This window comes from Kitasatospora sp. NPDC002551 (genome assembly GCF_040296005.1).
Lineage (GTDB): Bacteria > Actinomycetota > Actinomycetes > Streptomycetales > Streptomycetaceae > Kitasatospora.
This window is the reverse complement of sequence record NZ_JBEOWI010000020.1, coordinates 20,782-41,683: the sequence shown is the minus strand read 5'-3', so window position 1 is coordinate 41,683 and position 20,902 is coordinate 20,782. Positions and strand designations below refer to the sequence as shown.

Sequence of the window (20,902 nt, the reverse complement as noted above, 5' to 3'; positions counted from 1 at the left end):
CGCCATGAACCGCACGACCACCCCCGTCGCGCTGATCACCGGCGGCACCCGCGGCATCGGCCGCGCCACCGCCCTGCGGCTGGCCGAGGACGGCTACGACGTCGCCCTGTGCTACAGCAACGACGCCGAGTCCGCCCGCACCCTGGAGAAGGAACTGCGCGACCTCGGCCGCGCCGCCTACGTGCGCCGCACCGACGTCGCCGACCCCGCCGCCGTCCGCGAGCTGGTCGACGGCGCCGAGGACGCCCTCGGCCCGGTCACCGCCCTGGTCGCCTCCGCGGCGATCCTGCGCGACACCCCGCTGCTGCTGATGGAGGACCAGGACTGGCAGGACGTCGTGCAGGTCAACCTGAGCGGCGTCTACCACGCCTGCCGGGCCGTCATCGACGGCATGGCGCTGCGCCGCCACGGCGCCATCGTCACCCTGTCCTCCGTCGCCGGGATCTGCGGCAACCCCGGCCAGACCAACTACGCGGCGACCAAGGCCGGCATCATCGGCTTCACCCGCTCGCTCGCCCAGGAGGTCGGCCGCCACGGCATCCGCGCCAACGTGGTCGCGCCCGGCTACATCGACACCGGCCTGGTCGCCGAGCTGCCGGAGGAGGCCGTCGAACGCTCCCTCGACCAGGTCGCCCTGCGCCGCCTCGGCCGCCCCGAGGAGGTCGCCGACCTGGTCGCCTTCCTGCTCTCCGACCGGGCCTCCTACCTCACCGGCGAGGTCGTCCGCATCGACGGCGGCTTCCGCTGACCCGCCCTCGCGACACCCGCCGGATGTCAAGCGGGCGCTCGCCGTCTCCGAGGGGTTCGGCGCGCGACCCGCTCGCTCGGCCGACGAGTGAGCGGTGATCGGCGGTAGAGTCCGGCTTCGAGGCCGGGGAGGAACGCATGACAGCCGAGGACGGGGACGGCAGCTCGGAGCAGGAGTCCCAGGACTTCCTCGCCGACCGGCGGGGGCGGTTCCTTCCCCGGCACCTCATCGCCAACTCCGACAGCTCCGACAACTCCGCGACGTGGGCGACGTACCCACGGCCCCTACCAGGACACGCTCCGGCGGTGCGCGAACCTCCGCCCGGACCGGGCGCGGACGCTCCCGGGCGCGAAGACCGCGTCCGGGACTCGGTGACCCTCTGGGACAGGCCGCTGGTCGACCCCCGGCACGTCTGGTGGAACCACAGGCTCGTGCTGGAGTGCCGACCGGACCTGCCGTCGCCGTCCCCGCTCGAACTCGTCTCCAGACGGTTCGAGCCCGGCCTGTGGAGGCTGGCGCGCCGCTACTGGGGGCTCTACTTCCTGCCCCGCACTCTCCCCGGGAAGTACCAGGAGCTCCTACGCCGCGCCCGGGCCGCGGCCCGGGCCGTCGAGGACGCACCCGCCGAGATCCGGGACGAACTCCTCTACCGACCGGAGCCGCTCTCCAGCAGCGAACTGCTCCTCAGGGAACGCCTGCTGCTGCTCGCCCACACGCTGGCCTCCGGGGACGAGGACCCGGAGTTCGACGCGGAGGAGCATTCCCGGTCGCTCATCACCCCCCTCGAAGCACGCGCCGGGGAGGCCTTCGCCCTGGCACTGCGTCAGGCCCGGGCGGTCGACGTGATGATCACGGAGGGCTTGCACCTCCAAGGGGAGATGTACACCGTCGGGCGCCGGAACACCCGGGTCGTCTCGTGCGTGCCGACGGTGGAACGCGTCGTCTGCGACTGCGGCAAGGGCCGCTGGCTGCTGATCCTCATCGACCGGTACGGGGCGATCGGCTGTTCCTGCGGCCGGTTGCGCTGGGAGAGGCGCCTCACGCACGAGGTGATCGAGCGCATGGCCCCCGGCAAGCCGACGCGGTTCCGGCCACCCTTCGACCTCGACAGGATCGCCGCCGAGGCCGGGTTCGGGCCTTTCCGCCGCAGGTGGTGACCATCCCGTGGCCGGCCCGTTCCTCTCCACGACCCGTAGCGACCCGTAGGGACCCGTAACGGCCCGTAACGGCCCGTAGCGGGCGGCAACCGCGCCGACCGCCCGGAGTCAGGCAGGAAGCCGTCCGTCCCCGAACCCGAGCGGTCCTCCCCGGAACCTCCCGGTGTCCCGGTGCCGGCGCCGCACCGCCTCTGCCGCGATCAGCGCCGTCGGGACGGCTGCGGCCGGTACCGTCCACCACGACAGGTCGGCCCAGAACGCGAGCACCGCGGGCGCGCCGCACGCGAGCAGCGTCCGGACGAAGAGCGTCCGGGCCAGGGCGACGGTGCTGGGCCGGCCGGTGAGCCGCAGCACGCCCAGGACGACGGCGAGCACCGCGAGCAGCGCGGCGAAGGTGCCCATCCCCGCGGTCAACTGTTCATCGTCGCTGGGCTCGTCGTAGGAGGCCTGCGCGTGGCCGGCGCGCTCCAGGCGCGTCACCCGGCCGCGCCACACCGTGCCTTCCACCCGGTCGCCGGGCTTCAGGCTCCTCAGCACCGGCCCGGCGTCGGCGAACCGCACCTCACCGCTCCAGAACGGCGCGCCGTCCAGTGTCGCCCGGAACTCGGAGCTCTTGCCCGCTTCCCGGACGACCGTGCCGGCGACGGTGAACGCGACGGTGCGCACGCACTCCTCGCTCCCCGCGCCCGGGCCGCCGGGCGGGCAGGCGGTGGCGGCCGTGTAGGAGCGGTGCTGTTCGGCGCGGTCCGGCAGCGCGACGCCGAACAGGTACCAGGCGCCCGCCGCCGGGACGAGTGCCGCCGCGGCGAGCAGCGCGCCGCCGGCGCGGGTCAGGGGTGTTGGTGCGGGACGGTGGGTCATGACGGTACTCCCCCCGGTCCGGTGTGCGGCCGGGTGCCGTCGCCGGGGCGTGCCGCCCCGTCCCTTCCGGGGTCGGACGGCACAGGGCGGCCGGAGCACCGGTCGGTGTCGTGGTTCTCGGAATTCCGTCCGGCGTGGGCCGAGGCCCTGCGGACGGTGTGCGGAGCCCGGGCGGGCCGGCGTGAAGGGTCGGCGGATCCGCGGTCGCGGCCGGGCCGGGGGCGTGCCGGCGGGCCTTGTGTCGAGTGCACGTACACCACCCCCGGACCGGCCCGCGGACACAGCTGTCCCTTGTTCGCCGACCAGGCTTCCCGGCACTCCTTCGTACACGGTACCGAACTCCCGCCCGGTTCCGCACGCGAATTTTCGAGGGCCCGTCGTGCGGCCGGACAGGTCACGCTTGACGCCGCGTCACCGCCGCACGGAGGACCTGACGCGTGCTCGCCGAACTCCGCGGAGGAGCTACGTGGCGGTCCGCCCCGGGCCGGGTCCGTCGAGGGGCCAGGCGTCGCGGTCGCGGAGGTGGTCGTAGACCGGCAACTCGGCGGCGAGGACGTCGAAGTGCGGCAGCGGCGCCCACAGCGCGCGGTCGCCGATGACGTACAGCCGCCGCTTCGCCCGGCTGGCGGCCACGTTGAGGAGGTGCGGGCTGCCGGCCGCCCAGGCGCGGGCACCGGGGCGGTTGCTGCCGAGGAGGAGGAGCACGACGTCGGCCTCCTTGCCCTGGGCCCGGTGGACGGTGGCGCAGCGTTCGTCCAGCTGCTCGGCGGTCCATCCGGCCTCGGCGCAGGTCTCGCGGGCCTCGCGGACGAGGGCGCGGAAGGGGGCGATGATGCGCAGGCGTTCGGGCGCGACGCCGTGACGGTCGAGCAGGCGCAGGACGAACTCCAGGGCGCGGCGGTCGCGTTCGCCCCAGGGGGCATCGCCGTCGCGGGCGGGGTCGGGGGTGTCGAGCCAGCGGCTGGGGAGGAGGCCGTCGCAGTCTTGGCCGGGGAAGGGCTGCGGATGGGTGCCGTACACCATCAGCCCGCCGTAGGCGACGTCGTTGCTGACGGTGAACATGGGTTCCTCGCAGCGGCGGTGGACGCGCAGGGGCGAGCCGACCCAGACCGTGGACCCGTCGGCGCCGGTGGGGTCGGGCAGGTAGGTGCCGTGGCGGTTGACGCGGTCGGCGACGGCCTGGGCGGAGGTGGCGGAGGGCAGCCACTCCTCGTCGACGCCGTGGGCGAGCAGCAGGCGGCGCTGGAGGGCGCCGGGCATGGTGACGACGGGTTCGAGTTGCAGGGGGTCGCCGACGAGGACGGCCCGGCGGGCGCGCCACAGGGCGCCGACGGCGGCCTGGGGGGTGGCCTGTCCGGCCTCGTCGACGAGGACCCATCCGATGGCGCCCCTGCCGAGGCGGGCGAACATGCTGCCGATGGAGGAGAAGGTCGTGGAGATGACGGGGACGAGGAGGAAGAGGGTCTGCCAGGCGCGCAGGACCTCCTCGTCGGGGACGGGGCCGTTGGTGCCCGTCATGAGTTCCGTCAGGACGAGGAGGTTGCCGCGGACCCGCTTGGCGTTGGCGGCGACGAAGGCGCGGTGCAGGTCCAGGGCGCGCATGAACAGGTCGCTGCGGGCGGTGCACCAGGCCTCGTCGGACCAGGGCGAGCCGAGCTCCTGTTCCCGGTCGTCGAGATGGACCCAGTCCACGGGCAGGGAGGGAAGATCGGTGGCGGCCCGGCGCAGGGCGCGGTGGGCGGTGTCCAGGGCGGCGGTCTCGGCGTCCAGGTCGCTCCGGGCGGCCGCGGCGTCGTGCCGGGCCTGCCGCACGGCCTCCAGCGCGGCGGCCTCTGCCCTCCGGGCGGCGGCCTCGTCCGCACGGGCCCGGTCGGCGGCCGCGGCGGCCGCGTCGAGTGCGGCGGTGGAGCGGGTGTGCAGGTCGGTGGCCGCGAGATCCTCGGCACGGACGCAGCGGGCGAGGTGCTCCTGGGCGTCCTCCAGGGCGGAGCGCTGCCGCACCAGCAGGTCGAGGATCTCGGCCTGGGTGCGTTCGCGCTGCGCCTCGTCGGCCTGGCGTTCGGCGGCGGTCCGGAGCAGGCGGCGCAGCCCGGAGCGCAGGCCCGGTTCGGCGGCGGACGGCGCTTCGTGCCGGGCCGTCAGGGCCTCGACGTACTCGCGGTGGTGGGACGCCCGTTCGCGGGCGGCGGCCAGGTCCGCGCGGGCCTCGGCGAGGGTGGCTCGGGCCCGGGGGACGTCACGGGCCGCGGCGTCGTGCGCGGCTTCGGCGGCGAGGGAGGCGGTGCGGGCGCCGGCGGCGGCCGTGGTGGCGGCGGCGTGCCGGGCAGCGGCCTCCGCCGCACGCCGGTCTGCGTCGGCGAGGCCGGCGTGCAGGGCGTCGAGGCGCCGCGGGCCCCGGTCCTGCGCGGTGTCCGCCAGGGTGGCGGCGAGGCGGATCCGTTCGGCGCGCAGGCGTTCGACCTCGGCCCGGGCGGCCTCGAAGGCGGCGACGGCCTGCGGCCAGGAGGGCACCGGCTGGGCGGTGCCGGTGCCGGCGCCGGTGGTCGCGTCCGCGGTGCGCGCGGTTCGGGTCTTCGGGGTGCTCGGCGCCACCCAGTCCCCCAGGACGGCGTTCATGCCGCGCAGCGGGGGCAGCCCCCGGGCGGTGCGCGCGTCGGCTTCCCGCTCGGGGAGGCGGCCCCACCAGAAGCGCTGGGCGAACTTCGTCCGGTTCGACTTGTTGCCGAGCACGGCGGCCACCAGGCCCCAGGCGGGCGCACCGTCGAGCAGGGCGGATGCCAGGTCGGAGAAGTGGTCGGGGCCGTCGTGCCAGTACTCGTCGAGGGCGGCGGCGCCGGGCAGTTCGGCCGTCACGTTCTCCACGGCGCCGTTGTTGGAGGAGGTGACCACGATCTCGTGGCCGGTGAGCCTGGGGTCGAGCGCCGCGACGAAGCGGGCGTGGCGCCCCTGTCGGTCCTTGCCGCGCCAGGCCCGGCCGACGAAGGCGTCCTCGGGCCGCTCGAAGGAGGCCATCACGGTGGCCCGTTCGACGACGAGGGCGGCGACCAGGTCGCGCAGCATGGTGGTCTTGCCCGTGCCGGGCGGGCCGTTGACGGAGAAGAGGCCTCCGTCGGTCCCCTCCCGGTCGGCCAGCATCCGGTTGACGGCGAACTGCTGGCTGAGCGCGAGCGGGTACTTCGCCTTGGCCGGCCAGCGTCCTGCGGGGACGAGGGCCGGGTCGAGGACGTCCAGGACGGCCCGGCGGTCCTCCCGCAGGTCGGTGCGGGCGTGGACGGCGATGTCGGCGCGGGAGGTCAGGTACGCGTCCAGGGCGGGGCCGAGGCCTCCCCCGCTGTCCGCGCCGTCCTCCAGCGCGGCGCGGACCCGGGTGAGGTCGGGCGGCAGGAGGCTGTTGAGGAACGGCTGCGCGGCGGTGGGCTTCGCGTCGGGATCGCGCGGCAGGCGGACGAGCCGGCTGCAGACGCGGACCGTGCGCGGGTCCAGGCGCTCCTGGACCCCGCAGAGGTGGGCGATCTGGGCGGTCAGGGCGACGAGGTCGGCGAACGCGACGGTCCGCAGGTCGGGGCGGGGCCCGTCGGCGGGTGAGGTTCCGTCGGCGGGTGCGCTTCCTTCGGGCTCCCCCGGTCCCGTCGGCACGGCCGGTCCCGCGGTCCCGACGACGGTCCCGGCGGTCCCGGCGGTCCCGGCGGCTCCGGCCGGCACGGGACGGCGCGCCGCCACCCAGTCCGACACCCTGCGCACCAAGGGATCGGCCGCCCCCTGGATCACGGCCCCGGCCACTTCGCCCAGCAGCATCCCCACCGCCGCCACCGCGGCGCCGCCCAGCACCTCGGCCAGCGCCTGCCGCCAGCCCCGGACCGCCGCGTCGTCCGTGGCCGGTCCCGGCTGGAGTCCGCGCGGACCCTCCGGCAGGGTCCCGCCGGCGGCGTACACGATCGGCGCGGCGGCCAACCGACCCACCGCCACCTCGAACGCCTCGCCCAGTTCCTCGAAGCCGTCCAGCCACCCGGGCGCCGACGGCCCCGGATCGAACAGCCGGCCCGTCGCCCAGGCGCACGCCGACACCACCGACGTCCCGTCGACCGGCCGCCCGTGCTCGTCCAGGACCAGCGCGAACATCGCGCTCCGCCCCGACAGCACCAGTTCCTCCTGCGGCACCCCCGGATCCGGCTCGGTCCCCGCCGGCAGTGCCGCGATCATCGCCTGACGCAGCAGTTCCAGGTCGAACAGCCCGCCGTACACCTCGTGCCGCCACACCATCCCGCGCGGTGCCCGCCACGGCGCCGTGTCCGGATGCTCCGCCGACCACGGCAGCACCGGCGCGGCCTGCCCCGCCCCCGGCACGAGGTCCACGACGAACGTGTCGGAAGCCCGCGGCCTGCCCGCACGCCGCTTGCGCGGCAGGTCCGGAATGCCCGGCGGGCTGAACAGCTCGATCGCCCGCCAGCACTCCAGCAGGTCGGCCGCCCGCCGCCCCCGCTCCCGCCGCCGCCCCGTCCGCATGCCGCTCCCCCGTGTCGAACCCGCAGCTCACAGCCGCTTCGCGTGCCGATCAACCGTCCGCAGAATCTACCCGACACCGGTCGGCCGGGCCGAGGTCCCCCCGGGGTCGTCCCGAGGAGCACCGGTCCGGGAGCGTGCGTCAGGACAGCAGGCCGCGCCAGCGTTCGGCCGAATCGAGCATGTCCTGGATGACCCGCTCCAGAAACGCGCCCCCCTTGGCCAGCCGCAGCGCCACCGGGCTGTCCGCGCCCCAGGCCTCCACGAGGTCCGTCGCGGCGTGCGCCGTCTCCAGCGTCTGCCGGGAGCTGATCACGATGGACCGGTACCAGGCATCGTCGTCGACCACGTAGACGTCACGGCGCCGTTGAGGATCGCGCTCACGGCGGATGTAGCCGCTCTCGACGAGGGAGTTGACGGCCACCGAGACGGAGGCAGGGCTGACCCGCAGCCTGCGGGCCAGCTCGGCGGCGGTGCGCCTGCCGTCCTCGGACAGCAGCAGGTCGACGTGCACGCGCGCCGTCATCCTCGGCATCCCCGATCTGACCGCCCCCGCCACGATCAGCTCCGCCACCGCGTCGACCACCGGTCCGGGCGCGGGCGGAGCCGGCGGCGTGCCGCGCCGCGCCCGGCGGGCCGCCGCCTGCTGCGCCGCCTGGGGCCGGTAGCCGCTGGCTCCGCCGTTGCGTGCGACCTCCCGGCTGATCGTCGAGGTCGGCCGGTCGAGCCGTCTGGCGATCTCGGCGTAGGAAAGCCCGCCGGCGAGTCCGGCCGAGATGCGCTGGCGCTCCTGCGGGGTCAAGCGTCCTCCTGGCATGCCGGAAGTATTGCCTTCGACGGCATTCATTGCAACGGCGCATTGCATTCGACCGCAGCCTCATTGCATCAATTTATGGGCTTTCACCTGGGAAAACGAGATTTCGACAATTGACGACAGCTTGAACGCAACGTAGCTTTCGAGATATTCCGAACATACTTCGGAAACACCTCCGCACGAGCCGAGGAACGACCATGGGTGAATCCCCGCACACCGTCACGACGTCGCCGACGACCCGCGAATCCGGATGTCCCTTCGCCCCGTCCGCCGAGCTGCTCGAAGCCCGCCGGCACGGCCCCATCAGCCGGTTCACCCACGCCGGCGGACAGCCCGGCTGGCTGATCACCGGCTACGACCTCGTCCGGTCGGTCCTGGCCGACCCGCGCTTCAGCTCCCGCAAGGACCTCATGAACGTCGTCGACTACGCCCTTCCGCCCGCCCCGCCCGGCGAGTTCCTGCTCACCGACGACCCGGAGCACGGGCGCTACCGCAAGCCACTGGTGGGCAAGTTCACCGCCCGGCGGATGCGGCAGCTCACCGAGCGCATCGAGCAGGTCACCGCCGACTGCCTGGACGCCATGGAACAGGCCGGCCCCTCGGCCGACCTGGTGACCGCCTTCGCCAAGCCCGTCCCCGCCATCATCATCTGCGAGCTGCTGGGCGTCCCCTACGAGGACCGGGATTCCTTCCAGAGCCAGATCGAGACCTTCCTCAACGGGGAGAGCGACCCGGACCAACTGATCGCGGCCTACACCTCCACCCAGCGGTACCTCGCCCAGCTGGTCGCCGCCAAACGCGCCCACCCCACCGACGACGTGCTCAGCGACCTCACCGACAGTGACCTCACCGACGAGGAACTGCAGGGCATCGCGCTCATCCTGCTCTCCGCGGGATTCGACACCACCGCCAACACCCTGGCCCTCGGCACCTTCGCCCTCCTCCGCAACCCCGCCCAACTGGCCGCCCTGCGCGCCGACCCCGCCCTCACCGACCAGGCCGTGGAAGAACTGCTGCGCTACCTGACCGTCGCCAAGTCCTTCATGCGCACGGCCCTGGAGGACGTCGAACTCGCCGGCGTGACCGTCGAGGCCGGCACCACCGTCCTCCTGTCCTACAACACCGCCAACCGCGACCCCGACCGTTTCCCCGACCCCCACACCCTCGACCTCCGCCGACAGGACGGCAGCCACCTCGCCTTCGGCCACGGCGTCCACCAGTGCCTGGGCCAGCAACTCGCCCGCGTCGAACTGCGCGTCGCCCTGCGCGCCCTCCTCGACCGCTTCCCCGCCCTCCGCCTCGCCGTCCCCGCCGAGGACGTCCCCCTGCGCCCCGAAGCCGCCGACGTCCACGGCGTCTCGGCCCTCCCCGTCACCTGGACCCCTCTGACGGCCGGCAGCCGGTAGTCTCGGCTGCCGTCACGTCAATTCCGAACCACCACCGGCCATGACCACCGTTCCCCGCGGGAGGACACCGTGCAGCGCATCGGCATCATCGGCGTGGGCGAGATCGGCCGGGCGATCGTCGAAGGCCTGCGCTCCGGCGGCGGCGGTGCGTCGCCGGAGGTCTTCCTCTCCCCCCGAGGTGCCCGCACCGCCGCCGAACTGGCCGGGCGCTTCGAGGGCATCCGGGTCTGCGCCGACAACCAGGAGGTGGTGGACCGCTCCGAGGTGGTGGTCATCGCGGTACGCCGCCAGGACCACCACGAGGCGCTCGCCGGCCTGACGGTCGACGACGACAGGACCGTGGTCAACGTGATGGCCGGCGTCTCCACCCACGACCTGCGCCGGGCCCTGGCCACCGGCGCCCCGATCGTCCGCGCCATCCCGCTGCCCGCCGTGCGCGAGCGCGGCGCCGTCACCGTGACCCATCCCTCGCACCCGGTGGTGGACGCGCTCTTCGAGCGCCTGGGCGGAGCACTGCCCGTCGCGGACGAGGAGGCCTTCAACGTGTTCTCCGCCCTGACCTCGACCCTCACCACCCACTACGCCTACCTCACCACGCTCACCTCCTGGGCCGCCGGCCACGGCATCGCCCCCGACGCCGCCGACGCCTACGTGCGCGGCCTCTTCCAGGCCGCCGGCCGCTCCCTCTCCGACCGGACCCGCCCCCTCCACCGGCTCGCCGCCGACCACGAGACACCCGGCGGAAGCAACGAACGCCTCCGCACCACCTGGTTCGACCCGGCCAACACCGCCGCCCTCACGAAGGCCCTGGAAGGCCTCCTCGCCGACCTGAACCAGGAGCCGGAGTCCGGCTCTCCGTCACGGTGACGAAGAACCGAACGCCTTTCCCGCCCCGGCCTCGCCGGGCCCTGCCGGATCGGACCGGCAGCAGCGGACGTCCACGGCGTCGGTCCGCTTGCCGACGTTGGTGTCGTAGGCCTTGGCGTAGTCGCCGCTGTTGACCGCGCGGCGCTCGACGGGGTCCCAGTCGATGAAGCAGGCGCGGGCGTTGGCGTAGAAGGAGTACACGTGGTCGTGCAGGTTGGCCGGCAGGTCTCGGTAGCCGTTCGGCGGCGACCACCGCCACGGGGTTCCCGAGTGGTTCCGGTCGCGCCGGAAGCAGATCTGTCCTGCGCCGCACTGCTCGGCCGCGCGCTGCGGGGCCGCGGCCTCCGCCTGCCCCGTCGAGGCGGTGACGGCCCGGGAGGGGCTCGCCGCGCCGGTCGAGGCGAGGCAGGCGGCAGCCGCGACGGCGGCCAGGCCCAGACGAACGCGCATGTGCACCCGGCACGCTGACGAGCTGCGTGCACCCCTCTGCCCACCGCCTCGCCGACCGGGCCGACCGGGCCGACCACCCCACCGGCGAGGTCGACCGCATCGAGGCTTCCACCGACCCCCGCACCCGAGGTGAGCACTTCACCACGGCCGGTGAGCGTGCTAGCTTCCTGCGATGTCGAGGATTCTGGTCACCGATCTGGACGGCACCCTGCTCGGCGGCAGCCCGGAACAGCGGCGGCGGCTACGGGACGCACTGCACCGCCACCCCGAGGTGACCCCGGTCTTCGCCACCGGCCGGGGCCTGGCCTCGGTCCGCCAGGTGCTGCGCGACCCGCTCGTCCCGCGGCCCCGGTGGATCATCTCCGACGTCGGCGCCGGTGTCGCCGACGGCACGGACTTCACCCCCGTGGAGTGCCTCCAGGACCAGCTGCGGGCCGGCTGGCCGGGCACGGAGCACGTGCGCGCCGCACTGGGCCGCTTCCCGGCCCTCGCCTACCAGCACGACACCGTCCAGGACGGCCGCTGCTCCTACCACCTGACACCGGGCCACCTCACCGGCGAGCTCACCGCCGCCGTCGAGGCGCTCGGCTGCGCCTGGGTGTACTCCGGGGAGCGCTACTTCGACGTCCTGCCGCCGCGCGCCTCCAAGGGCAACGCCGTACGCGCCCTGGCCGGGAAGCACGGCTGGCGGCCGGAGGAGGTCCTGGTCGCCGGCGACTCCCTGAACGACCTCTCGCTGTACCACCTGGACGCCCACGCGGTGGTGGTCGGCGGCGCCGAACCCGCTCTGCTCGCCGCCCTCGCCGGCGACCGGCGGGTGCACCGCCCCGGCCTGCCCGGCGCGGCCGCCATCCACGCGGCACTGGAGACGCTCGGCTGGCTCGCCCCGGACCCCGCCCCCGAGCAGCCGCCCTCCCCCGCGGGCGCGGCGTCCGGGTGAAGCCCGCGCAGCGGCCGCTCGGCGGAGCGTCAGGTCGTACGCGATCTGCCACCCTGAGGGCCCCCCGGCCCTTCGAGCCGGCCGGTTCCCGTTCCCGAGGAGACCCCGCATGACCACCCCCGACGTGCACGCCAAGCCCGACGAGGCCGGCGCCGAACCACGGCACGGCCACCGCTTCCTCCTCATCGGCACGACGACGGTCTTCGCCTACCACCTTCCGCTCTACTTCGTCGCCGTCCACGCCTTCCAGATGATCAACAGGTTCGCCCGACCTCGACCACGCCGCCGCCGTCACCGTCCCGGCCGTCAAGGACCCCAAGGGCGTCGTCGCCAAGAGCCCCCTGACGAAGGGCCGGTCGTACGAGGGCACCCTCGGCAGCCGCACGGTCACCTTCACGGCCGGCCGCCAGGGCTGGTGGAACGACACCAGCCTCAACAGCCACTGAGCTACGCCAGGATGCCGGCCTGGCGGGCGGCGGTGACCCAGCGGGGGAACTGGGACAGCAGCCGGTCGTACAGGTCGGCGTCGGGCAGGCTGCCGATGTCGTCCACCGCGAAGAAGCCGACGTTGTCGACGCGCCGTCCGGGCAGTTCGTCGAACCGCTGCAGCACGCCGTAGTCGGAGCGCCCGAGCCCCACGAACTGCCAGAAGAGCGGCTCCTCCACGGCCGCGCGCAGCTCGCGCTCGATGTCGGTGTTGCGGTAGACACCGCCGTCGGAGAAGAACAGCACCAGCGTCGGCACCGCCGCCGGGTTCCGGCGCACGTACTCCCGGACCTCGGCGATGACCTTCTGCTCCTCGTTGCCGATCCCGACCGCCTTCATGTCCACCTCGCCGCCGGGCAGCGGCTCCCGGCGCCTGCGGCGTCCGAACAGGCCGCCCAGCTGCCCGACCCGCACGTGCCGCAGCCACTGCGGCAGCTCCCCCACCCGCAGGTCGGGCAGCCGCGCCGGGTTCGAGGCGAACGTCCAGGCCTGCATGGCCCCGTCGTCGTCCAGCTGGGTCGCCACCGCGACCATCCGCTCGACCACGTCGGCCACCACGCCCCGGGCGTAGAGTCCCGTCATCGAGCCGGAGGCGTCCAGCACCAGGACGACCCGCGCGACGAGCCCCGCGGCGCCGTGCTTCTCCAGACTGACCGCCACCTGCCGCTTGCGCAGCGACAGCCGCTCCCGCATCTCGGGCGGCAGCCGCTCCTCCTCCTTCTCCATGCTCGGCACCGGCACCGGCACCGGCCGCGGCGGCGCCTCCTCCTCCACGGTGACCCCGAAGTCCGCGGCCAGCCCGGCCAGCCCCGAGGCGTACCCCTGCCCGACGGCCCGGAACTTCCACTGCCCGCCCCGCCGGTACAACTCCCCGCCTATCAGCACCGTCTCCGGCCCGGCCACCACGTCGAACCGCGCCAGCCCCGCCTGCGTCCCGGCGTCCACCAGCCGCAGCGACAACCCCCGCACCTGCCCGAAGACCCCGCCGTCCACCGACGCGGCGAGCACGATCCGCTCCACCCCGGGCTCCACCGCCCGGAGGTCCACCTCGATCCGCTCCGTCACCACCCCGGCCCCGTCACCCGTCCTCCCCCGGTGCGTCACCGCCCCCGAGGCGTGCCGCGGCTGGTTGTAGAACACGAAGTCCCCGTCGCCCCGGACCTTCCCGTCCCCCGCCACCAGCACCGCCGACACGTCGACGTCCGGCCCCTCCGCCCAGGACACGTCCACCCGGACGCCACCGGCCTCGACCGGAACGTTGCCACCCGCGCTCAGCACTCGCTCGTTCATCCCCCCAGTCTGCCCGGGCACCGGGGCGGAGCAGGCCGGCTCAGTACGCGTTCTTGATGACGAAGAACGATCCGCGGATGGTCCCGGCGAGCTTCGACCTCTGCCGCGCGAACCTGAACCGCGAGGCGAGCTCCTCCGGGACCTCCATCCCCTCCGCGAGCTTGAACCCGACGGCCCGCTTCCCGGCGTCGTCGAGGGAGTACATCACGTTGACCGACAGGCCGCTCCGGTAGAAGACGTACGCCATCCGGATGCCCTCGACCTGGAAGGCCGTCGCCTCCAGCGGCCTGGAGGCGATGACGATCCCGCGCTCCTCCCGGAGGATCCGGTGCACCCAGTCGACGACCTCCGGGGCGTCCGCCGCGGCCTCCACCGTGAAGACGTGGTCGTACTTGTTCCTGAAGTACCGCGCCTCGTTCGCCCGCAGGCCCGCGAGCGCGTCCGCGACGGGTGACGACTCCAGACCGACGGTCGACACGGCGTCGAAGGCCACGGTGTAGGTCATGGCGGATTCCTTCTCGTGCGCCCCCGGCCCCCCGGCTCCCAGGGGCGTCAACCGTAGCAATCCGGGCTCCCCCCGCCCCGGCAACGATCGGCCGGCGTGTCGACCGCGGGTCCGCGGCCCGCCGCCCGGGCTGCCACGCGACCGCCCCTGACAGCCCGTGACGGCCCTCGGTCCGCGCCCTCCTCCCCGGTTCCCCCTCCGGGCCGGGGTCCTCGGATCAGGCGGACTCGGCGGACTCGGCGGACTTGGCGGCGCGCAGGAAGGCGGCGATGAGGGCCGGGTCCTTGACGCCGCGGCGGACCTCGACGCCGCTGGAGACGTCGACGCCCCAGGGGGCGGCGGCCGCGATGGCGGCGGCGACGTTCGCGGGGTTCAGGCCGCCGGCGAGCACCCACTTGCCGGCCGGGGGCTTGCTGCCCAGCTCGGACCAGTCCCACGGCTCGCCGGCGCCCGCGACCGGGGCGTCGAGCAGCAGCAGGTCCTCGCCGAAGTCCCCGGAGTCGGCGCCGGCCGCCGCCGCGGCCGAGGTGGCCCGGATCAGCGGCACGTTCAGGTCGGACAGCTCCGCGAAGGCGGACGCCGGGTGGTTGCCGTGCAGCTGCACCGCCCGCAGGCCGGTGGCACGCACCGCCTCCCGCACGTACGCGGCGGGCTCCTCGCGGAAGACGGCGACCGTCAGCACCTCCTCGGGCACCGCGGCGGCCAGTTCCCGTGCCAGCTCGGGCTCCACCCGGCGCGGACTCTCCGTGAGTACGAACCCCACCGCGTCGGCACCGGCTTCGACCGCGGCGGCGACGTCCGCGGCGGTGCTCAGACCACAGATCTTCACGAACACGTTCCGGGATCTCCCTACTGGACGGCGGCTGCCAGGTTACAGGCGAAGGGCCCCGCCGGTCTCAGGGACAGACCGGCCGGTTCCAGTCCCCGTGCAGGTAGACCGACCGCTCCTGCGGGGTCAGGTCCCGGCCGACCGCGCGGCAGACCATGGCGACGGCCTCGTCGGGGGCGGGGTAGGACATGCTCCACACGCGGACCGTGCGGTCGTCGCTGCCGGTGGCCAGGCTCCGCCCGTCGGGGCGGAAGGCCAGACCCATCACGTACCCGGTGTGACCGTTCAGGGTGGTGAGGCCGGTGCCGGTGGCCACGTTCCACAGCCGCACCGTGCGGTCGAAGCTGCCGGTGGCCAGGGTCCGCCCGTCGGGGCTGAACGCCAGCGTGCGCACACCGCCGATGTGGCCGGTGAGCCGGGTCCGGACGGCGCCGGCGGCGACGTCCCACAGCACCACCGTGCCGTTCAGGCTGCCGACGGCCAGGGTCCGCCCGTCGGGGCTGAACTCCACCCCGACCACGTGTCCGGGATAGCCGTGCTGGTTGGCGAGGACCGTGCGGCTGACGCCGGTGACCCAGTCCCACACCCGCGCCGTGCCGTCGCGGCTCCCGGTGGCGAGGATCCGCCCGTCGGGGCTGAACGCCACCGCGTACACCTCATCGGTGCGGCGGTCGAACAGGGTGCGGTTGGCGCCGTCGGGCAGGTCCCACAGCCGCAGTGTACCGTCGCCGCCGCCGCTGGCCAGCATCCGCCCGCCCGGGCCGAACGCGACCGACCAGACGGGGCCGGTATGGCCGGGAAGGGCGCGCTTGGTCCCGGTGGGCACGTCCCAGAGCAGCACCGTGCCGTCGTCGCTTCCGCCGGCGATCGTCCTGCCGTCCGGGCTGAAGGCGACCGACCAGACGGCCCTGGGGTGGCCTTCGAGGGCGCGGCTGGTGCCGGTGGCCACGTCCCACAGCAGCAGCGTGGTGCCTTCGGGGTCGAGGATGGCGGTGGCGAGGGTGCTCCCGTCGCCGCTGAAGGCCAGCGTGGTCATCAGGCCGCTGCGGCCGGTGAGGGTGAGGCGGCCGGTCGCGACGGCCTCGTCCCACAGCCGGACCGTGCCGTCCTGGCTGCCCGTGGCGATGGTCCGCCCGTCGGGGCTGAACAGCGCGGCCGTCACGGTGTCGGTGTGGCCGCTGAGCACCGTGCGGCTGCCGCCGGTCACCACGTCCCACAGCCGCACCCTGCGGTCGAAGCCGCCGGTGGCGAGCGTCCGCCCGTCGGGGCTGAACGCCAGGGTGCGCACGCCGCCGATGTGGCCGGTGAGCGTGGCCCGGGCCGCGCCGGTGTCCGCGTCCCACAGCCGCACCGTGCCGTCGTCGCCGCCCGTGGCCAGGATCCGCCCGTCCGGGCTGAACGCCGCCGCGGCGGCGGTCTCGGGGAGGGTGGCGCGGCTGCCGCCGGTGGGCACGTCCCACAACGTCACCGGGTTCTCGGGGCCACCGGTGGCCAGGGTCCGCCCGTCGGGGCTGAACACCTTGGTGCTCACGACTCCGCGGTGCTCGGGGCCGATCGTACGGCTGTCGCCGCTGACGACGTCCCGCACCTGCGCCGTACTCCGGAGGCCGCCTCCGGCCAGGAAGCGTCCGCCGGGCGCCAGGGCCACCTCCTCGGTGCCGGTGTTCTCCCACACGAGCACGATCTGGTCGGCGCCGGTGGCCGGGTCCCACGCCTGGACCGTGCCCGAAGCGCCGGCCGTCATCAGGGTCCGTCCGTCGGCGCCGAACGCCAGCGACCCCACGGTGGTGGCAGCGTTGAGGACCCTTCCGGTCGCGGCCGTCTCCGTGTCCCACAGGCGTACCGTCCGGCCGTTCTCGCCGACGGCCAGGGTCCGCCCGTCGGGGCTGAACGCCAGCGTCCGCACGCCCTCGGTGTGGCCGGTGAGGCGGCGGCGCAGGGGAAGGCCCGCAGCGGCGTCGAGGCCGGCGGTGGCCTCGTCGGTGCCGCGGATCCGGTACGCGGCGACCGCCAGGAGCGAGGCAAGGTCGGGGTCGATGCCGAGGAGGATGTTCGATTCGGCGGTCAGTTCCCGGGAGGAGGCCGTGCGCTGCGCGTCGGCCGCCTTCCGCTGTTGCTGCCAGGCCGAGACACCGGCGGCCGCCGCGATGACCAGGGCGATGGAGAGGGTGATCGTGGCGATCACCATGCGCCGGCGCCGTCCCTGGTGGTGGCGGTGGCTGGTCCGCAGGAACGCCGCGACGTCGGGCGGCAGGGTGCGGTGGGCCGACCAGCGCACCCCTTCGGCCACCAGGGCCTCGTCCAGGACGTCCGCCCGGGAGCGGCTCTCCCGCCAGTGGGCGTACTTGGCGCGGGCGCGCCGGAGCCAGTCGAAGAACCGCGCGCCCTCCTCGACCCACCCGCGCAGCGTGGCCCAGTCGCGGATGAGCGCGTCGTGGATCAGTTCGGCCACCGCGGCCCCGGGGGTGCCGTCGTCCGCGGCGGCGCCGCCGGCGCGCCCCGTGTCGGGCAGCAGGGCGGTGGAGACGATGCGGTGGCGGGTGAGCGCGGCCAGGACGTCGTCGACGGCCCGCGGCAGGTCCGGCGTGCGCGGCTCGGCGACCAGCTCGCGCAGTTCGTCGAGGGCCAGTTGCTGGCGCACGGCCGGGATGTTGAGGGTCTCGTCGGCCGGGTGGACGAGTGCCGTCAGATCCGCTGGGCGATGGGCCGCTGGTGCTCGTCGAGCTCCGCGAGCGCGGCGTCGCACCAGTCGGTGAGGGCGCCGGTGACGCCGCCGATGCGGCGGTAGGCCTGGTGGGTGAGGTGGCCGCCCTGCTCGGTCCGGCGTTCCCACAGGCGGCTGAGGGTGACCTCCAGCAGGGGCAGCACCGTCACCGGGGCCCGGAGGTCGGCGGCGGTGCGGAAGTTGGTGTTCATGACGTCGGCGATGATCTGGTCGGCGAGTCCCGGCTGGAAGCGCACGCCCAGGTCGTGGGCGGGACCGGTGACGATCGCCTCCAGCTCGGCGCGGCTCAGCGTGGCGGGGACGTTGAGCAGCCCGGGCAGCGCCGCGTCCAGCAGCCGGGGGGCGGCCGCGGACAGCCGGGAGTAGAAGTCGTCCCGCATCACCAGGAGCACGCTGAGCGCGGCGTCGGAGCCGATCGCCGCGGTGATCCGCTCCAGGGCGTCCAGGGAGCCGTCCTCCGGTTCGGCCCCGGCTCCCCGCTGGGTGAGCAGTTCCTCGAACTGGTCGACGACCAGCACGACGCGGTCGTGGGCGGGGTCGCCGGCGAGCAGCCGGGCGACGGCCGCCGCGATCCCCGCCGTGCCGGTGTCGGCGAGTCCGGCCCGGTCGAGCGCGGCCGCGAGGTCGCGGCCCGGCCGTACCACGACGGGGCGCCAGCGGTCGCTGCCCGGCAGCCGGCCGGCCGCGAGCGCCGACAGGACGCCCGCCTGGACCAGGGACGACTTGCCCGCCCCGGACGGGCCGAGCAGCAGCACCGCCCGTCGCCCGCCGGCCAGGCCCGCCAGCACCTGGTCCACCGCCTCCTCCCGGCCGCGGAACCAGCGGGCGTGCTCGGCGGTGAACGGCTCCAGCGCCCGGTAGGGCGAGACGTCGTCCTGGTCCAGCGCGGGCCAGACCTCGCGCAGCACCGTGCTGGGGGTGGCGTAGGCGATGCCCTGCCCGCGGGCGTGGGCGTCGAGCCCGGTGATGGCGGTGACCATGCCGACCACCAGTCCGGTGACCTCGTCCAGGACCGGTCCGCCGCTGAAGCCGGTGGTCAGGTCGTTGGCGCCGGTGAGCTGCAGCAGGTCGCCGCTGTCGTCGGCGGCGGGCAGCAGGTCGCCCGCCGTGGCGAAGCCGTAGTGCCCGCCCGGCGGGGCCTGCCGGGGGAAGCCGAGCGAGCGCACCCGGTGCCCGCGGATGCCGGCCACCGGTCCGAGCGCCAGCGGGGCGGTACCCGGCACGGCGCGCTCCAGGCGCACCAGGGCGACGTCCCGTTCCCGCGGCCCGCACCAGGCCTCGGCCAGCACCCGGCCGGTGACAGTCGGGGCGCCGGGCGCGCGGGGGAAGTCCGGTGCCACCTGGTCACCGGGTCCGTAGCCGCCGTCCACCAGGACGTGGGCGCAGGTGACGAGCAGGTCGTCGGCGACCAGGAAGGCCGATCCCGCCGGATCGCCGTCCCTGCCGACGATCCGGGCGACCGCCGTGGGCAGGGCCGGGGCGGGCAGGCTAGGTGCGGTTCCGCTGCCGGGGGCGGTGTGCCGGCCGTCCACGGCTCACTCCTCCGGGGCGCCGGCCGCCGCGGGGTCGTGGTCGCCCTTGCGCCACACCAGGCGTACGGTGAGGTGGCAGGCCGTCTCCGTTCTGGAGACCACGACTCCGGCCTCGGCGGCGAGATCGACGCCGAACTCGACCTCCACCTCCGCCGGTCCCGCCTCGCGCAGGTGGGACAGCACGGTGCGCGCCATGGAGGTGACCGGGGCCAGCGCGGCGGACAGCGCCACCGGAAGGTCACGGACCGCGTCACCGATCCGGCCGGCCTTCACCGGGCCCGCGGCCTCGTCCGAGGCCTCGAAGAGTATCGAGCCGCCGCCTTCCAGAGCGACCCGGGCAAGCTGCCGACCCATGATCTCCCCTCCCAGCCGTTGCGCCCTCGGCGACGGCCGGGCCACCCTATCGACGCACCCCTGCGAATATCTGACGAATTGTCAAATCCCTTCGGCGGTCCACAGGATTCACACACGGCGGGCACCGCCCGGGCGCAGCGACCGGGCCGCGGCAGCCGGGAGCGGTCGGCGCCCCGGTCGGCTTGCCGGCCTCCGCGCCCGGGCCGGATCGGGACGGCGGGCACCGGCCCGGGCCCGGCCTTTTGGACCGGAGGTTTCTGGGCAGGCGCGGGGCGCGGGGCGTCCCCCGGGGGTGCCGTCGCGACGGCTGCCCGCCCCGCGCCCCACCGCACCCGACCGAACCGGGGAGATCCCCGGAGAACCGGAGAGACCGATGGACGACGCTCCGTATCCGCTGCCCGGCCCGGCGGCCGCCACCGTGTCCGGCCCCGTCCTGCCGGCGTCCGACTCCCGGCCCCGGGACGGGAGCGTGCGGCGCGACGGCTACGCCCGGCTGAGCGCCGCCGACCTGGGCGTCGACGCCGGGGCGATGGCCGAGGACTTCGCCCGGCTCGCCGACGCCTACGGCGACCTGCCCGCGGACCCGTACGCGCGGCACACCAACCGGTTCCGCCGCTACTCGCACGCCGTCCACCTGCCGTGGACCGGTCTGCTGTCCTACACTCCGGGCGCCCCGGACGAGGAGTTCGGCACCGTCACGGAGTACTGGCAGGACGAGCACAACCCCGAGTACCCCCGGGTGCGCCGCCGGCTGCCCGATCTTCCGCCCGCCCTGCGCGAGAACCGGCTGCTCGACGCGCTGATCCGGGCCGATCTCGGCCACGCCCTGTGGCTGGAGGAACTGCAGCGCGTCCCCGTCTACGTCGGCGTCCACCTGATCGCGCTCGGTGTGCGGGACCGGGCGCAGGTGGCGGTGTCCTCGCCGAACTGCCTGCACCAGGACGGTGGTTCACCGGCCACCTTCACCTTCGCGCACCTGGTCGGGCGGCGGAACATCGAGGGCGGCGAGAACGTCATCGCCACGGCCGGGAGCGCCGGCCGGCAGCCCGAGGAACTGCCTCCCGGCGCCCTGCACGCCCGTTTCGTGCTGACCGAACCGCTGGACGGCTACGGCGTGCACGACCACCGCGTCAGCCACTACGTCGGCCCGGTCCGCCTCGGGGCCGACGGGGCCGGGGAGACCGACGGGGACGGCCCGGGCGGCACGCTCCGCGGCCGTCGCGACATCCTCATCATCGGCATCGCCCCCTACGCCCCCGGTCTGTAGCCTCCGGCGCCGCCGGAGCGTCCGCGAGAGCCGCCTCGGGGACCCGGTCGGCCGACGGCGCCGCCCGCCCGGACCGGGGGCGGTCACCGCCGTCCCGGGCCTCCGCCCGGTCGCCGAACGTCACATGGTCGAGGCCCGGGCACTGCGGCACCCTTCCCGCCGTGACCGGAA

15 protein-coding genes and 1 pseudogene are annotated in these 20,902 nt (G+C 74.9%); 6 read left to right on the top strand and 10 right to left on the bottom strand.

Annotation, left to right across the window (positions count from 1 at the left end; all coding sequences use genetic code 11):
- The first annotated feature begins 4 nt into the window (after positions 1–4).
- Both fabG and ABT093_RS18765 read left to right on the top strand, forming a co-directional pair.
- Positions 5–748, top strand: coding sequence for a 3-oxoacyl-ACP reductase FabG (gene fabG, locus ABT093_RS18770; RefSeq protein ID WP_350565558.1), 744 nt, complete (start codon positions 5–7; stop codon positions 746–748).
- 137 nt (positions 749–885) lie between these two features.
- Positions 886–1,905, top strand: coding sequence for a hypothetical protein (locus tag ABT093_RS18765; protein WP_350565556.1), 1,020 nt, complete (start codon positions 886–888; stop codon positions 1,903–1,905).
- 108 nt (positions 1,906–2,013) lie between these two features.
- On the opposite strand, the gene ABT093_RS18760 is transcribed toward ABT093_RS18765, so the two are convergent.
- From ABT093_RS18760 to ABT093_RS18750, 3 genes are all read right to left on the bottom strand, one after another.
- On the bottom strand, positions 2,014–2,766 hold the full coding sequence (locus tag ABT093_RS18760; protein ID WP_350565554.1) for a hypothetical protein: 753 nt from the start codon (positions 2,764–2,766) through the stop codon (positions 2,014–2,016).
- A gap of 462 nt (positions 2,767–3,228) precedes the next feature.
- Complete coding sequence (locus ABT093_RS18755) at positions 3,229–7,269, bottom strand: DEAD/DEAH box helicase (protein ID WP_350565552.1); 4,041 nt, start codon at positions 7,267–7,269, stop codon at positions 3,229–3,231.
- Positions 7,270–7,408: 139 nt separating this feature from the next.
- A complete protein-coding gene (locus ABT093_RS18750) occupies positions 7,409–8,083 on the bottom strand; it encodes a GbsR/MarR family transcriptional regulator (RefSeq protein WP_502884256.1) in 675 nt (224 codons plus the stop codon).
- Between the two features lie 194 nt (positions 8,084–8,277).
- Between ABT093_RS18750 and ABT093_RS18745 the strand changes: the two genes are divergently transcribed.
- Together ABT093_RS18745 and ABT093_RS18740 are read left to right on the top strand one after the other, a co-directional pair.
- Positions 8,278–9,486, top strand: coding sequence for a cytochrome P450 (locus ABT093_RS18745; RefSeq protein WP_350565548.1), 1,209 nt, complete (start codon positions 8,278–8,280; stop codon positions 9,484–9,486).
- A 69-nt stretch (positions 9,487–9,555) separates the two neighbouring features.
- A complete protein-coding gene (locus ABT093_RS18740) occupies positions 9,556–10,353 on the top strand; it encodes an NAD(P)-binding domain-containing protein (protein WP_350565546.1) in 798 nt (265 codons plus the stop codon).
- On the opposite strand, the gene ABT093_RS18735 is transcribed toward ABT093_RS18740, so the two are convergent.
- Entirely contained in the window at positions 10,345–10,803 is a 459-nt protein-coding gene (locus ABT093_RS18735; protein ID WP_350565544.1) for a peptidase inhibitor family I36 protein, read from the bottom strand. The genes ABT093_RS18740 and ABT093_RS18735 overlap by 9 nt on opposite strands.
- Before the next feature lie 172 nt (positions 10,804–10,975).
- Here ABT093_RS18735 and ABT093_RS18730 point away from each other — a divergent pair, with 172 nt between their 5' ends.
- Positions 10,976–11,743, top strand: coding sequence for an HAD-IIB family hydrolase (locus tag ABT093_RS18730; protein WP_350565543.1), 768 nt, complete (start codon positions 10,976–10,978; stop codon positions 11,741–11,743).
- A 447-nt stretch (positions 11,744–12,190) separates the two neighbouring features.
- On the opposite strand, the gene ABT093_RS18725 is transcribed toward ABT093_RS18730, so the two are convergent.
- The 6 genes and pseudogenes from ABT093_RS18725 to ABT093_RS18700 form a co-directional block, all read right to left on the bottom strand.
- Entirely contained in the window at positions 12,191–13,519 is a 1,329-nt protein-coding gene (locus tag ABT093_RS18725; RefSeq protein ID WP_350565541.1) for a VWA domain-containing protein, read from the bottom strand.
- A 40-nt stretch (positions 13,520–13,559) separates the two neighbouring features.
- The gene (locus ABT093_RS18720) at positions 13,560–14,024 is read right to left on the bottom strand and encodes a DUF8821 family protein (protein WP_350565539.1); all 465 of its coding nucleotides are present in this window, start codon (positions 14,022–14,024) and stop codon (positions 13,560–13,562) included.
- 217 nt (positions 14,025–14,241) lie between these two features.
- The gene (locus ABT093_RS18715) at positions 14,242–14,859 is read right to left on the bottom strand and encodes a phosphoribosylanthranilate isomerase (protein ID WP_350565537.1); all 618 of its coding nucleotides are present in this window, start codon (positions 14,857–14,859) and stop codon (positions 14,242–14,244) included.
- Positions 14,860–14,920: 61 nt separating this feature from the next.
- Entirely contained in the window at positions 14,921–16,597 is a 1,677-nt protein-coding gene (locus ABT093_RS18710) for a WD40 repeat domain-containing protein (protein WP_502884258.1), read from the bottom strand.
- A gap of 96 nt (positions 16,598–16,693) precedes the next feature.
- Positions 16,694–19,110 (bottom strand): annotated as a pseudogene (locus tag ABT093_RS18705) (nSTAND1 domain-containing NTPase); the annotation flags it as partial.
- Positions 19,111–19,113: 3 nt separating this feature from the next.
- Positions 19,114–19,464 (bottom strand): CU044_2847 family protein, encoded by a 351-nt coding sequence (locus ABT093_RS18700; RefSeq protein ID WP_350565532.1) that lies wholly within the window; start codon positions 19,462–19,464, stop codon positions 19,114–19,116.
- Between the two features lie 373 nt (positions 19,465–19,837).
- On the opposite strand from ABT093_RS18700, the gene ABT093_RS18695 reads away from it, so the two are divergent.
- On the top strand, positions 19,838–20,731 hold the full coding sequence (locus ABT093_RS18695) for a 2OG-Fe dioxygenase family protein (RefSeq protein ID WP_350565530.1): 894 nt from the start codon (positions 19,838–19,840) through the stop codon (positions 20,729–20,731).
- The last annotated feature ends 171 nt before the right edge of the window (positions 20,732–20,902 follow it).

What these genes read in the sequence shown, in the direction of transcription:
- ABT093_RS18755 (WP_350565552.1), bottom strand. Translation starts at nt 7,269, where the DNA reads ATGCGGACGGGGCGGCGGCGGGAGCGGGGGCGGCGGGCGGCCGACCTG.
- ABT093_RS18765 (WP_350565556.1), top strand. Translation starts at nt 886, where the DNA reads ATGACAGCCGAGGACGGGGACGGCAGCTCGGAGCAGGAGTCCCAGGAC.
- ABT093_RS18730 (WP_350565543.1), top strand. Translation starts at nt 10,976, where the DNA reads ATGTCGAGGATTCTGGTCACCGATCTGGACGGCACCCTGCTCGGCGGC.
- ABT093_RS18750 (WP_502884256.1), bottom strand. Translation starts at nt 8,083, where the DNA reads ATGCCAGGAGGACGCTTGACCCCGCAGGAGCGCCAGCGCATCTCGGCC.
- ABT093_RS18725 (WP_350565541.1), bottom strand. Translation starts at nt 13,519, where the DNA reads ATGAACGAGCGAGTGCTGAGCGCGGGTGGCAACGTTCCGGTCGAGGCC.
- ABT093_RS18735 (WP_350565544.1), bottom strand. Translation starts at nt 10,803, where the DNA reads ATGCGCGTTCGTCTGGGCCTGGCCGCCGTCGCGGCTGCCGCCTGCCTC.
- ABT093_RS18695 (WP_350565530.1), top strand. Translation starts at nt 19,838, where the DNA reads ATGGACGACGCTCCGTATCCGCTGCCCGGCCCGGCGGCCGCCACCGTG.
- ABT093_RS18745 (WP_350565548.1), top strand. Translation starts at nt 8,278, where the DNA reads ATGGGTGAATCCCCGCACACCGTCACGACGTCGCCGACGACCCGCGAA.
- fabG (WP_350565558.1), top strand. Translation starts at nt 5, where the DNA reads ATGAACCGCACGACCACCCCCGTCGCGCTGATCACCGGCGGCACCCGC.
- ABT093_RS18720 (WP_350565539.1), bottom strand. Translation starts at nt 14,024, where the DNA reads ATGACCTACACCGTGGCCTTCGACGCCGTGTCGACCGTCGGTCTGGAG.
- ABT093_RS18700 (WP_350565532.1), bottom strand. Translation starts at nt 19,464, where the DNA reads ATGGGTCGGCAGCTTGCCCGGGTCGCTCTGGAAGGCGGCGGCTCGATA.
- ABT093_RS18710 (WP_502884258.1), bottom strand. Translation starts at nt 16,597, where the DNA reads ATGACGGCCGGCGCTTCGGGCACGGTCCAGGCGTGGGACCCGGCCACC.
- ABT093_RS18760 (WP_350565554.1), bottom strand. Translation starts at nt 2,766, where the DNA reads ATGACCCACCGTCCCGCACCAACACCCCTGACCCGCGCCGGCGGCGCG.